Here is a 12461-nt window from a genome sequence, read left to right as displayed (position 1 = left end):
AAATGTTATTTATGCGGTTATTTATTGGGAATAATCTATCATTTTAGGTGAAAGATGTTCACATGTTTTACTATCTATAGGTTTTAAATTTGCACTATAATAATAAGTAAAATTCATAATCATGAAAACATATATAAATATAACAGCAGCCCTAGTTTTTCTTTTATCAATTCAAAGTAATGCACAAGTTTTTAAAGATCAGTTAGATGAAATTTATTTAGGTTCAGCAAAAGCAGAGTTGAATGATTTTATACTGCTAAATAGTGAAATAAGTAACAGTGATCGATTTAAGTTTAGTAAAGCACTTCGTGCCGCTAGAAATGGACAAGATAGCTTGGTATTTATGAGTGATAAATATCGTCTAGCACTAACAGAAGTAGAGTACTTAAAACTGATTAGAAGAACGGCAAATCAAAGTAGTGATTCAACAGAGTTTGTTGCTAAATTAAGTGCTGAATTACCAAATTTAAAAGAAGTTATTGAATCAGATGCTTCTTATGTAGATATGTATGATAAGGTTAGACCAGCAACATTTTATGGTAGGATAGAGGCCTTACCAGATGTACTGTAATTAAATCAATATAAACATGAAAAACACCTAGTAAATTCACCATTTTGTTAGGTGTTTTAGTATTAGTTTTTTTAAGGGAAAGTCTCTAGTTAACTTAAATTAAGAACTATACATCCTTTCTTTCCAAGCTTGTCCAAAGGGTGATAAATACAGAATTTTATCAGTTTTACCAGATTGTGCATACCATTTCATTTGTTGTGGACTTAAATATTGTTGTGCATCATTCCTATTTCCTAAAGCACTATTTATTAATGTGCGCTGTAGAGGAGATAAAGGTAAATACTGGTAGTTGCTATGTTTTAAATAATAATCTTCATCTTTAGAACTGATTCTATAAGATTGATCCTTTTTAATAGGACGCATTTCTTGACTATTTGCATAACTGTTTAAATCATTAATGTTTAATGCAGTGCTGTCATAGGTTACTTTTACTACCTCATAACCATTCATAAATCCTGCTTCAGTATTTAATATACCAGGTTGAGTACCTAATAGCTTCTCACCACTCCAGAAACAGTACATGCTGTAGTAGGTTTCTTTATTCCTAGAATTGATATTACCATAAAGCTCCTTTGCTAAAATCATCATGTATTGCGGGATCTCTATTTTGCTAACTTTTAAAGCATTTTCCATTGCGCGATATAAACCTTGGGCACTGTAATCATTTCCCACACGATCTACGATATCTACACCATCATAGTCTACAATACGTACCACGGGATTATTCCATGCAGGTTCTTTATAGATCTTTAATACATCTTTATCCTTACCACCTTTATTATTAAAAATTGCTAAGGGAATAAATTCATTTTGAATAACCTCAGTCATCAATGGGTTACTCAATACATTGTGACCATAGTTACGACAGGTAGCGCATCCAGGAACTTCTTGAAATAAAATAAGAACTGGTTTATTATGTTCTTTAGATAGTTTTAATGCGGTTGAATAGTCTCTATACCAGCTTACAGCGCCTAATTCTTTATCTTGACTTTTTGGGTCTGTTCTTTGTGCGCTTGAAATTATTGAGTATAGTGCTAAGCTTATAGCTATAATTGTATTTACAGTATTTTTCATAACCTTTTTATTTAGATTAAAATTAGAATTCATTTGTATTAAAGGTGTCACGTTTATATAACATTACTGTGATTTTTAAATACTTGTGTTTTATTTGTTTACGCTTCCGCAAAAGCGTATTAACTTTAACTCAAAATCTATACTTATGAAAATTATTAAACTAACGACACTATTTTTCTTAATAGTAATCGTGTATGCTTGCTCGACCGCAACAACCGAAAAACTTCAAGAAACTGATGAGGAAGCGACAATAGCTGTAGAGAAAGTGGTTCAAGACTTATTTGATGAGGTCTGGTCAGGTCATGATGAGACTGCAATAACTAGGTATCAAACAGATGATTTCTTGCTATTAGAACATGGTGAAGTATGGAATAATGACACTATTGCAAACTGGTGTAAAAATGCTAAGAAAAGAGAGCTCCAATTTGAACGAATCAACAACTTTGAAAGAATTGCGGCAAAACGTAACGGCGATAAATTATGGCTAGCATATCACAATTACGGTACGTTCAAATTAGATACCGTTAGTTTTAAAAGTAGCTGGTTAGAAAGTGTTGTAGCTGTTAAAAAAGATTCTGTTTGGAAATTAGAGTTAATGCATTCTACGAGACAATCAAACGATTGATTTACTTGTTTTATAGGCTATTCAAGGCTTTGCCGTGTAAATGTCGGGTTTAAGTAGCTTAAAAAATTTTGACCTAGCCCATTGTCTCCAGTATTATTGCGGCAAGAATTTAAAAACTATTTGTTATGAATCAGCCAGAATTAGGAAACTACATTGCACAATTAAGAAAGGAAAAAGGACTTACTCAAGAAGAGCTTGTTGAGCTGTGTAACATAAATGTACGCACCATACAACGCATTGAGAATGGAGATGTAACTCCTAGAAGTTACACAGTTAAAAATATTCTTGAAGCTTTAGGTAAATCCATTGATGAGGTTTTTAAAACTTCAGAAAAACAACCCGATGTTTTGCCAGCCATTAATTATAATAAGTCTTTACTAGGTTGGGGAATGATTGCTGGTATTATCTATTTAATATTAGGAACATTAAATGTATTAGTGAGTATAAACGAAGCTTTTAATACTGAGCTTATGCCACCTAGTATTTATGGGGTAAGTATAATTATTGAATATCTAACGTTAACTGTTTTACTAATAGCTATTGCGCACTATGGTCTGCTTAATAAAGGCACATTAATTAAAAATGCATCGTATGGCGCTATAGCCTTACTTGCAATATTTTATATAATTGACTTCTTGTTTTATTCAAATTTGCTGGATGAAAATGAAGGAATAGGTATGGTGCTATCTTACTCTTCTCTTTTTTTTATGGTTTGATTTACTTATTTCTTGCTTTAGGATTTTTTACTCATAGAGATCAATTAGGAGAACTTGCAAAATGGACCGGAATTGTAGGGATTATAGGCGGAGTGTCTTTTTGTATGATTATTTTTTTTCCATTAGGCATTCTAGCAACATTAGCTTTTGAGATTATGCTCATCATCCTACTGTATAAAGCCTGGGATAATACCAATAAAAAATCCCTAAATCATTAATGATCTAGGGATTCTCAATCTATAAATCTAAACTACTCTAACTTTGTTGCTCTGGAACATTTTGCATTTGTAATTGATTGTCAAACTGTAGTGTTCTTATCGGGAATGGGATGTTAATTCCTTCTCTGTCAAATGCTTTTTTGATTACAATAATAGCTTCACTAGTATTGATTAACTTTTGTAATCCATTTTCTATATCATAATAGAACCTCAACATGAAATTAATGCTGCTATCGCCAAATTCTCTATAATAGAACTCTACGTCGTCTTTAGATTTGATTTGGTCAAAATTGTCAAGAATCGCTTGTTTAGCTACTTCCCTTACGTGATCTAGATCACTTTCATAGCCTACACCACAGTGCACAATAACTCTCATGGTTTTAGTTAGACCGTAGTTTTTCATAGGGTTTTCCATGATTAATTTGTTAGGTATAATCACAGTATTATTATCTGCTTCACGCATAATGAACTTATTTAAATCTATAGAAATAATTTCACCTTCATAGCCATTGGTTTCTACCCAATCGCCAACGCTTACCATTTTCCTAAAACTTAAGTGTACACCGCTTAACGTATTAGATAAAGTACCTTGTAAAGCAAGACCTATGACAAGACCTGATACACCAGCACCAGCAATTATGGCTTGTACCGTTTCATTTAAATCAAGAACATTTAGTGCAATAAATAAACCACCTACAATTACTACGGCTGCAGCGACTTTACCTATTAGTTTGCGCACAGATACTTGATTGACTTTATGCTGTATTAGTTTTTGTACACCTCGACTAACCCATTTTGATATAAAATAAGTTACTATTAATACAATTAGTGCAACTGCCATACTAGGCAAGTTGGTGATAAGAGTTTCATACCATGATTCTAATTGATCTAAAATCAATTCAGTTGTAGTCATGTTAGATCTCGCTTCTGCTTTTGCAGCCTTTGCGGCAGCAGCTGCTATTTCTTCTGTGTTTTCCTGTTGGAATATCATAAATTATTAATTGGGTTGATTTTAATTATTTATAAAAATAGAGTTCTTTAACAGTGTTAATTGGTTATTTAACATGGTTTAACTAGGTATCCTTAATAAAAACAAAATTTATTTTCAATATCCTTAAAATTTAACATTTAAATTAAGATGAATCTACTGATAAAGGATAATCATTTATAAAATAGTACTTTAGAGTTATGAGAAAAATATGGTTTTCAACTCTGTTGACATTGGTAAGTTTGAGTAGTTCGATAGCTCAAAATATTTCTATTGATCTAACTTATGGTGTTAATGGCTATGCAAATGGAGCAACTAATGGAACATTTTTAAACGTGTCTACTATGCTGCCAGGTAATAAAGTTCTCGTGGCGGGAAATCCAGGTTCTAACACCAGTTATTATTTAGAGAAATATTTAGATACAGGATCTAGAGATGCTACGTTTGGGACCAATGGTTTAGTCTTAGTAAATATTAATACAAATTCTAAGGATAATGCAAATGCAATTCAAGTGCAGTCAGATGGAAAAATTATTATCGCAGGAACATCAGATAGTGATGCTTCACTCTTTGGAACTTATTGGGATGTTTTTGTATCACGATTGATGCCTGATGGTTCTGTGGACACAACCTTTGGGACAAATGGACATGTAAAAACTAATCTAGGAACAAATGATGATGAGGTATGGGAAGTAGCTGTTACCAGCACTGGAGAAATATTTGTTCTAGCAGCCACTCAAAATGCTGCTGTAGTTAACAAGTTGCTTAAATATAATAATACCGGAGTGTTAGATACTAGTTTTGGTACTAACGGAGTTTTGGACCTGCCAGTTCCCGCAGATTCTCGTTTCTATGAATTGATAATTAATGACCAAGATGAACTTTTTTTAAGCGGTACTATACTTAATACTGCTACAAATGAGTATGATGCAACGGTTATGAAATTTGATCTTCAAGGATCATTGATTACTTCTTATGGGACTAACGGCGTAGTAATCATAATTGATACTCTAGAGAATTACACAACCAGAGACATGATTTTTACTACTGACGGTGGATTATTAATTACCGGAGCAGCAGGTAATAACTCCATAGACACGCAACTTGCACTTTATAAAATCACAGCAAATGGTCTTTTAGATACCACATTTAACACTACTGGGGTAGCGTATTTTAACCATGGTTCTAGTAACTATGGAGTCACGTTTGCCTACAGTGTCGTTGAGCTGCCAGACGGCTCATTTATCGCGCAGGCAGATGTTATAGGTAATAATAATTATGATTTATTACTACTTAATATAGGAGTTGATGGTGCTTTAATTAATGGCTTCGGTAATAGTGGGAGATACATTCTGCCACGTAGTACCCATCAAGATTATAATAGACAAGTTTTATTGCAGGATGATGGAAAAGTGATCGTTGTAGGTATGGCTACTGACGCGACTACTAGAAGGACCATGCTTGTGCGATTTAAAGATGCTTTTACTTTATCTAATTCAGTAAACTATAATATTGTGCCATCTGTATTTCCTAATCCGTTTCGAGATCAAGTTAAAGTTGAAGGAAAGGTTGAAACTGAGCAATTAACCTTATATAATGCTTTAGGTCAGCCAGTAAGTTCTATTTTAAATAGTAACGTTATCAATACTTCAAAACTTCCTTCAGGAATATACTTTCTAACCATTATCGATGTGCAAGGTTCCAAAACGGTAAAACAATTAATTAAGGAATAATAGTATAATTTCGCTTTCGCGAAAGCGTAATAATAACCAAATCACCATGAAAAAACACTTATATATTTTCTTCACAATATCATTATTATTCACCATAACGGCATGTAACTTTTTTAACAATCAAACTACGGAAGCATTTGATACGATAGAGCTTAATGTAGAGGCAGATACAGTTGACAAGTCCAAGGAAATCGAGGCATTAATGAAAACGATAACAGATAGCGCCATGGCAAACCCAGCGGTATATGCAAGTGCCTATAACCATATGAATGAGTTTCATACCAAGTCAGAACGATTACTGACTGAATTACAACATGTAAGAGGTTTAATTAATGATCAGGTAGGTGAATCAGGTGATTTTGAAAAGATGGATGAAGACACTGATCAATTATTGTTTAATGGTGATCAACCATCAGAAAATGGAGCGCGTTTTATAAAAGCCATTCAAAATTATAATCTTACTGCAAGTGACCAGCTGTTCTTTTTTCCAGAGGCTGAAAAGATGGCTCAAAATGCTTTCACTATTGAAGATGTTACAAATCGTGATGGTGAGAATGTAGAGTGGTTAACATATAATTTTAAGGGATTTCCGGCAATCGCTTCAAAGACTAAAATTGCTATAATGGAAAATGATGTGAAAAACGTCGAATCTACATTTTTAAAAGCTTTAATTGAAAAGCCACAATTTTAAAACGGCTACCTTTGTCACATGGAAGAGAAAGTAGAACATAAAGCAGGTTTTGTTAACATAGTAGGGAATCCTAATGTTGGGAAATCTACATTGATGAATGCTCTAGTAGGTGAACGTTTATCTATTATTACTTCAAAAGCACAGACCACACGTCACCGTATATTAGGTATTGTAAATGGTGAGGATTTTCAAATGGTATTGAGTGATACGCCTGGTATTATTAAACCAGCATACAAGCTTCAAGAAAGTATGATGGAGTTTGTAAAAAATGCTTTTGAAGATGCAGATTGTATTCTGTATATGGTAGAACTAGGTGAAAAGGAACTTAAAAATGAAGCGTTTGAAAAACGATTAACCTTTGCCGAGGTTCCGGTTATCGTATTAATTAATAAGATTGATAAAGGTCAAGCGTCTCAACTAGAAGATGCCGTGGCGCACTGGAAAGAAAGATTGCCTAATGCAGAGATTTTTGCGATTAGTGCTTTAGAGAATTTTGGTGTTCCACAATTAATGGCACGTATTGTTGAAATATTGCCAGCTTCACCAGCTTTTTATCCTAAAGATGCTTTAACAGATAAACCAGAACGATTTTTTGTAAATGAAAGCATACGCGAGAAAATCTTAATACATTATAAAAAAGAGATTCCATACTCTGTAGAGATTGATACAGAAGAATTTTTTGAAGATGAAGATATCATAAGAATACGATCAGTGATTATGGTAGAGCGCGAGACGCAAAAAGGAATTATTATAGGTCACAAAGGTGCTGCTATTAAACGTGTAGGGACTGAGGCACGCAAGGATTTACAAAAATTCTTTGGCAAGCAGGTTCATATAGAGTTATATGTAAAAGTGAATAAAAACTGGCGTAGTAATGAGAAACAACTGCGACGTTTTGGTTATAAAGGAGAGAATAAATAACTCTTTTCAATTATATAAAATCATAAAGCCGATGTTGTCAAATCAACATCGGCTTTACTTTTGAAAAGAGTATTTTAAAATCTATAAAAGATTATGGTATCGTATTTAATGGTATCGATGACACTAAATTTTCAACACTTGCGTGTTTGCTTCCTCCAGCTTTTTCGATAGTGATATTTAAATCTGATGCTTTTTTAAGAATCTCAGCACTTATGGTTTTAGGTTTTAAGTCATTTAATACTGCTAGAGAAACCATCTCTCCATCCACATCTGCCCATAATTGATAATCCTTTCCTTTTTCTAAGGCTGGCAGCGCGGCAATTTCTATTTGAGCTTTACCAGCTGGTTGATTATAATATGCAATAACACGTAACGGTTCTTCTTTTATGTAACCTCGCATTAAATATTTCTCAGTATCACCAGCTTCTATAAATGCAAGACGCATTTCTAATATTCTTTTTTGAGTATCATTGAGCTCATAATCACGTTCTAGGTTTTCAAATTGAGTAGTCGTTTCTACAATCTCTTGTTTAAGACCAGTATTTTGCTGGTATAAGTAACCTAGACCAGATAAAGCAAGTAAAGCAACTATAACAGCAGCGATGCTCAACCAGTTTTCATGATTGCTATTTACGGATTCTTCTCGCTTTAGTACTTTATTTACAATTTGTTCTTTTAAATCATAAGGTGGAGTAACAGCATTTGTTTGAGCATATAAGAATAGCTCTTCTTGTAATTTATCATAAGCTGTTTGAATTTCTTGATGTTGAGCTATCATATTCTCTATCTCAACATTTTCAGCATCAGTCGTATCACCTATGACATATCGATCTAGTAAACCAGATTGCAAAAACTCTTCTATGTGTTGATTCTCTATTTTCATGATATTGTTAAAATCCATATTAGAACGGTGATCCCTTTATTTATAGTGCGCAATTCTATTAAAGCAGCACGCATTCTGGTTTTAAAAGTTCCTAGAGGAATATCTAAATAATCAGCTGCTTCCATATGCGTCATACCTTTATAAAAGACAGCATCTAATACAGATATGTATTTTGTATCTAAGGTACTAATTTGCCTTTTAAGACTTTCTTTATCATCTTGATTAATAGTGTCCTCTATAGGATATACGTCTCGATCCTTTAATTGGATTTCTTTGGACTGTTTTTTTTGAACTTTTCTTAAATAGTCAATTGTTGTGTTGCGAGTAATCCCATAACACCAGGTAAAGAATTTCGCTTTATCTGCATTATAGGAGTTACAATTATTCCATATTTTAAGTAATGCATCTTGTAGTATATCACTGGATGCGTCTTTATCCTTAGTAAGTTTTAAAGCGCAACCATATAAAGCGGGACCATAATGATCATAGAGTAAACTCATGCCTCGCTGGTCGCCTTGCCTAATTAATTCAACGATATGCTGTTCTAGAATAGGAGTCAATTTTGTTTTAACTTTTATTTAGTACTTGTTAAAAATCCATTTCAAAGTTACGGGCGTATTACCCATAGATGCATCCAACTTTCAAATAATTAACAAAATAAAATTTGAAAATGAAATTAACAAACGTCTTTACAGCACTTGCATTCTTAGGATTGGGAATGAGTGTTAATGCACAATCAGATCAACAACTAGCCTCTACAAGCCCTGCACAGCCAGCTATTGTAAAATCAGCAACGCCACAAGTAATGGCTGATGATATTACAGGTGTGGCAGCATCAGATAAACGTTTTGCAACCTTAGTAGCTGCAGTAAAAGCTGCAGATTTAGTACAGACTTTACAAAGTGAAGGGCCTTTTACCGTTTTTGCGCCCACTAATAGTGCCTTTGATAAATTACCTAAGGGAACACTCGCTAACTTATTAAAGACAGAAAATAAAGATAAAATAGAGCGTATTCTTGCTTACCATGTAGTTCCGGGAGAATGGACGGCTGCAAAGATTGTTGAAAATATTGAAACTAATGGCGGTGGTTTTATGGCTACTACAGTGCAAGGTCAGCCCATTTATGCTAGTCTTGTAGATGGTAAGGTAGTTCTTAAAGATGCAAATGGCAATACTTCTATTATTACAGTAACAGATATTGAAGCTACTAACGGTGTCATACATGCCGTTGATAAAGTAGTGCTTCCTAAAGAGTAATTATCCCTAATAATTACTTTAAGACCTCTTTTAATCAATGCGATTAGAGGAGGTTTTTTTGTGCGCTTTCGCGAAAGCGAGAAAAAAATAAAATTATTTTCATGACATAGACAACCTTTTTAAAAACATCTCGTCTATGTTAATAGAAAGTCTGTAAATTGTGAAAGTGATACAACTCTATACTAACGAAAAAAAGCTTATTGAAAAAGCTGCTACTGGTGATAGAAAAGCCCAGAAGCATCTTTATGAAAAGCATGCATCTAGAATGCTAAGCGTTTGTAGACAATATGTATCGCCAGTAGAGCTGGCAGAAGAATTGATGCTTAACGGTTTTTTTAAAGTGTTTACAAAACTGGACAGCTTTTCACATCAGGGAAGTTTTGAAGGTTGGGTAAGACGTATTATGGTAAGAGAATGTATTGATTACCTGCGCAAGAAAGATCCTTTTAAATATTCCTCTAGTATTGATGAAGAGAAAGAACCTGCCTGTATTGATGAAGATGCCGAGGATAGTATTGATATGAACGTTCTACAAGAAGCGATTGACGGATTGCCAGTAGGGTATAAAACTGTTTTTGTCATGTATGCAGTTGATGGATTTAAACATAGTGAGATTGCTCAAGTACTTCAAATTAGTGAGAGTACCTCAAAAACACAGTTCCGTAAAGCGCGATTGATGCTGCAGGAAGAATTAAAAATGATGAAAAAAAAGCATTATGAAGCTTAATAATATAAAAAACACTTTTGAGAAGAGAGAGATAAAGCCTAGTGCTGGTTCTTGGGATGCGCTGTCTGCTCGATTAGATGAAGATGATAAGAAGAGTAAAAAGCCAGTGGTTATTTATTGGTTAAGTGCCATTGCTGCCATATTTATAGCTGCTTTACTATTATATCCTTCATTAACTAATGACGCTCTAATGGATAGTGATAATAATGAAGTAGTCAATACTTTACCATTAGATGAAGATATTAATAGCAATGACATGATGTTTGTTGAGCCTAAACTAGATGAAACTGAAAATAGTGATGTAGCTAGCACGGTTAATACTGATGTCCATATTAATGATGAATCTAGTAATAATGTTATAAAAAATCAGTCGATTGCTCAAAATAACAAGCAACCTAAAACTGTAAATTCTAAACTAAAAAACGATATACAGACTGTTCAAAACTCTGCATCTGCTATTGTTATAGATGAGCCATTATCAAACGTAAATGAAGATACAGCAATGGCTAGCGTACCTGATCAGCACATTATAGAAAAACAACTTACTGCCGAAGAAGAAATGGAGCTTTTACTGAATAAAGCGATGGGTAAAGTTGAGATTACAGAAGTAGCTGTTAAGACAGTTAATCCAGATAAATTATTAAGAGAAACTGAATGGGATATCGAATCTGATAATAGAAGCAAATTGCAGAACAGTATTCAAGGAGGTCTTAATTTCTTAAGAGCCGAAGCTGTTGCAATCGTAGATCGTAATAGATAAACAACAACAATTTAACAACCTTTAAAACAGCTGTTTAAATAAAACGGACAGCCATACTTATATCTAAAACCAAATATTATGAAAACACATGTACTTATTGTAAGCTTAGTTTTTAGTCTATTATTAGGCTTATTTACTCAAGCTCAAGAAACTGAAAAAAAGCAAACTAAAAGAGACTCCATTAGAGCTGCAAACATGCGAGAAAAATATCCTGTTCAGATAGACACAGTAGATGGTAAAGTTGTTAAATACATAGATGGCACACCTGGAGCACATGACGAAATCATAAGAGGTAGTGAGTCTGCTATAGCTGCCTTAGAAGAAAGTCACAGTCTATACGTTTCAGATAAAAAGACGCAATTTAAAACGATGATTGAACGAGTTAATAAATCTTTAGAAGACAATAAGATTACAGAAGAACAGGCTGATGAATCTAAAGCAAAATTTGCTGAAGATCTTGCAGAAATTATTACACAGCATAGAGCAAAAACAGATGCCGAAATTAATTTGATAAAGGTTAATCGCACCTCTGCATTTTATGATTACAGACTTGAAGATCGTGCGACATCGACACTTGAGATTTCTACTAAAAAAGGAATTAGTATAAATATTGAGAACAATAGGCAAAGTCAAAAGTATATCAAAACGACGTCTGGATTTACCCTAGGTTTTGGATATAATTATATGAATGGTGATGATCTAGGAATCAATGATTTTAGTTATCCTAATAATAATTATTTCTCTTTAGGATACCAATGGAAAACGACCTTAGATAAAAACAATAATTTTAGATTATTATATGGTGTAGAATATCAGACCCAAGGTACAGAGCTTAATGGTAATCGATTCTTTTCACAGGGCGATGAGACACAAATTACAGATATAGGTTTCAGTACAGAGAAAGCAAAATTCCGTCAAGATCAATTGGTGTTTCCTCTTCACTTAGAGTTTGGCGGTAGTGAACGCAAAGAATATGAAGATGGACGTGTGCGTTTTCAAGAATATGATAAATGGAAATTTGGAATCGGTGGATTTGCAGGATTCAATATGAGTTCAAGATTGAAGTTGAAGTATGATCTAGATGGTCGTGAAATTAAAGAAACACGTATTAACAATTTTGATAATGAAGTTCTTTTATATGGTGTCGATGCATATGTAGGTAGAGGCGATTTGACGTTCTTTGGCCGTATGAATTTCAATAATGTATTTAAAAGCAATTCTGTAGACGCACAATATGTAACCTTCGGGATTAGAATTCAGTAATACCACTTTTAAGTTAGCCAGTGAAACTGCTCT

General features: G+C 33.6%; 15 protein-coding genes. 11 read left to right on the top strand and 4 right to left on the bottom strand.

The window, feature by feature from the left end:
- Positions 1-121: 121 nt before the first annotated feature.
- Entirely contained in the window at positions 122-571 is a 450-nt protein-coding gene (locus tag BST92_RS03020) for a hypothetical protein (protein ID WP_105070124.1), read from the top strand.
- A 99-nt stretch (positions 572-670) separates the two neighbouring features.
- On the opposite strand, the gene BST92_RS03015 is transcribed toward BST92_RS03020, so the two are convergent.
- The gene (locus tag BST92_RS03015) at positions 671-1645 is read right to left on the bottom strand and encodes a VPGUxxT family thioredoxin-like (seleno)protein, type 2 (protein ID WP_170061698.1); all 975 of its coding nucleotides are present in this window, start codon (positions 1643-1645) and stop codon (positions 671-673) included.
- 145 nt (positions 1646-1790) lie between these two features.
- On the opposite strand from BST92_RS03015, the gene BST92_RS03010 reads away from it, so the two are divergent.
- From BST92_RS03010 to BST92_RS03000, 3 genes are all read left to right on the top strand, one after another.
- The gene (locus tag BST92_RS03010) at positions 1791-2270 is read left to right on the top strand and encodes a nuclear transport factor 2 family protein (protein ID WP_245910851.1); all 480 of its coding nucleotides are present in this window, start codon (positions 1791-1793) and stop codon (positions 2268-2270) included.
- A 125-nt stretch (positions 2271-2395) separates the two neighbouring features.
- Positions 2396-2986: a helix-turn-helix domain-containing protein gene (locus BST92_RS03005; RefSeq protein WP_105070122.1), complete on the top strand. Its 591-nt coding sequence runs from the start codon at positions 2396-2398 to the stop codon at positions 2984-2986.
- Positions 2983-3204: a hypothetical protein gene (locus BST92_RS03000; RefSeq protein WP_105070121.1), complete on the top strand. Its 222-nt coding sequence runs from the start codon at positions 2983-2985 to the stop codon at positions 3202-3204. The genes BST92_RS03005 and BST92_RS03000 overlap by 4 nt, the downstream gene beginning before the upstream one ends.
- A gap of 37 nt (positions 3205-3241) precedes the next feature.
- Here BST92_RS03000 and BST92_RS02995 read toward each other — a convergent pair whose 3' ends face one another.
- Positions 3242-4195: a mechanosensitive ion channel family protein gene (locus tag BST92_RS02995; RefSeq protein ID WP_245910849.1), complete on the bottom strand. Its 954-nt coding sequence runs from the start codon at positions 4193-4195 to the stop codon at positions 3242-3244.
- A gap of 197 nt (positions 4196-4392) precedes the next feature.
- On the opposite strand from BST92_RS02995, the gene BST92_RS02990 reads away from it, so the two are divergent.
- From BST92_RS02990 to era, 3 genes are read left to right on the top strand one after another with little or no spacing between them, the layout of a single operon-like run.
- Positions 4393-5925 (top strand): T9SS type A sorting domain-containing protein, encoded by a 1533-nt coding sequence (locus BST92_RS02990; RefSeq protein WP_105070120.1) that lies wholly within the window; start codon positions 4393-4395, stop codon positions 5923-5925.
- A gap of 46 nt (positions 5926-5971) precedes the next feature.
- Positions 5972-6616, top strand: a complete 645-nt coding sequence (locus tag BST92_RS02985; protein ID WP_105070119.1) for a hypothetical protein — start codon at positions 5972-5974, stop codon at positions 6614-6616.
- 18 nt (positions 6617-6634) lie between these two features.
- Complete coding sequence (gene era, locus BST92_RS02980; RefSeq protein ID WP_105070118.1) at positions 6635-7537, top strand: GTPase Era; 903 nt, start codon at positions 6635-6637, stop codon at positions 7535-7537.
- A 91-nt stretch (positions 7538-7628) separates the two neighbouring features.
- On the opposite strand, the gene BST92_RS02975 is transcribed toward era, so the two are convergent.
- Positions 7629-8420 (bottom strand): anti-sigma factor, encoded by a 792-nt coding sequence (locus tag BST92_RS02975; protein WP_170061697.1) that lies wholly within the window; start codon positions 8418-8420, stop codon positions 7629-7631.
- Complete coding sequence (locus BST92_RS02970; RefSeq protein ID WP_105070116.1) at positions 8417-8980, bottom strand: RNA polymerase sigma factor; 564 nt, start codon at positions 8978-8980, stop codon at positions 8417-8419. Before BST92_RS02970 ends, BST92_RS02975 begins: the two co-directional genes overlap by 4 nt.
- 110 nt (positions 8981-9090) lie before the next feature.
- On the opposite strand from BST92_RS02970, the gene BST92_RS02965 reads away from it, so the two are divergent.
- From BST92_RS02965 to BST92_RS02950, 4 genes are all read left to right on the top strand, one after another.
- On the top strand, positions 9091-9678 hold the full coding sequence (locus tag BST92_RS02965) for a fasciclin domain-containing protein (protein WP_105070115.1): 588 nt from the start codon (positions 9091-9093) through the stop codon (positions 9676-9678).
- 166 nt (positions 9679-9844) lie between these two features.
- Positions 9845-10405 carry an RNA polymerase sigma factor gene (locus BST92_RS02960; RefSeq protein ID WP_342747824.1) on the top strand — a complete coding sequence of 187 codons (561 nt, stop codon included), beginning with the start codon at positions 9845-9847 and terminating at the stop codon, positions 10403-10405.
- Positions 10395-11165, top strand: coding sequence for a hypothetical protein (locus tag BST92_RS02955; RefSeq protein ID WP_105070113.1), 771 nt, complete (start codon positions 10395-10397; stop codon positions 11163-11165). The genes BST92_RS02960 and BST92_RS02955 overlap by 11 nt, the downstream gene beginning before the upstream one ends.
- A 78-nt stretch (positions 11166-11243) precedes the next feature.
- Positions 11244-12428, top strand: a complete 1185-nt coding sequence (locus BST92_RS02950; RefSeq protein WP_105070112.1) for a hypothetical protein — start codon at positions 11244-11246, stop codon at positions 12426-12428.
- Positions 12429-12461 lie beyond the last annotated feature (33 nt).

The sequence above is a fragment of the Nonlabens arenilitoris genome (assembly GCF_002954765.1).
Lineage (GTDB): Bacteria > Bacteroidota > Bacteroidia > Flavobacteriales > Flavobacteriaceae > Nonlabens > Nonlabens arenilitoris.
The sequence above is the reverse complement of the archived record's forward strand: the minus strand, read 5'-3'. Positions and strand labels throughout refer to the sequence as shown.

Bases quoted from the DNA above. Each gene is read 5' to 3' on its own strand.
- BST92_RS03020 (WP_105070124.1), top strand. From the start codon at position 122: ATGAAAACATATATAAATATAACAGCAGCCCTAGTTTTTCTTTTATCA.
- BST92_RS03015 (WP_170061698.1), bottom strand. From the start codon at position 1,645: ATGAAAAATACTGTAAATACAATTATAGCTATAAGCTTAGCACTATAC.
- BST92_RS03010 (WP_245910851.1), top strand. From the start codon at position 1,791: ATGAAAATTATTAAACTAACGACACTATTTTTCTTAATAGTAATCGTG.
- BST92_RS03005 (WP_105070122.1), top strand. From the start codon at position 2,396: ATGAATCAGCCAGAATTAGGAAACTACATTGCACAATTAAGAAAGGAA.
- BST92_RS02995 (WP_245910849.1), bottom strand. From the start codon at position 4,195: ATGATATTCCAACAGGAAAACACAGAAGAAATAGCAGCTGCTGCCGCA.
- BST92_RS02990 (WP_105070120.1), top strand. From the start codon at position 4,393: ATGAGAAAAATATGGTTTTCAACTCTGTTGACATTGGTAAGTTTGAGT.
- BST92_RS02985 (WP_105070119.1), top strand. From the start codon at position 5,972: ATGAAAAAACACTTATATATTTTCTTCACAATATCATTATTATTCACC.
- era (WP_105070118.1), top strand. From the start codon at position 6,635: ATGGAAGAGAAAGTAGAACATAAAGCAGGTTTTGTTAACATAGTAGGG.
- BST92_RS02975 (WP_170061697.1), bottom strand. From the start codon at position 8,420: ATGAAAATAGAGAATCAACACATAGAAGAGTTTTTGCAATCTGGTTTA.
- BST92_RS02965 (WP_105070115.1), top strand. From the start codon at position 9,091: ATGAAATTAACAAACGTCTTTACAGCACTTGCATTCTTAGGATTGGGA.
- BST92_RS02955 (WP_105070113.1), top strand. From the start codon at position 10,395: ATGAAGCTTAATAATATAAAAAACACTTTTGAGAAGAGAGAGATAAAG.
- BST92_RS02950 (WP_105070112.1), top strand. From the start codon at position 11,244: ATGAAAACACATGTACTTATTGTAAGCTTAGTTTTTAGTCTATTATTA.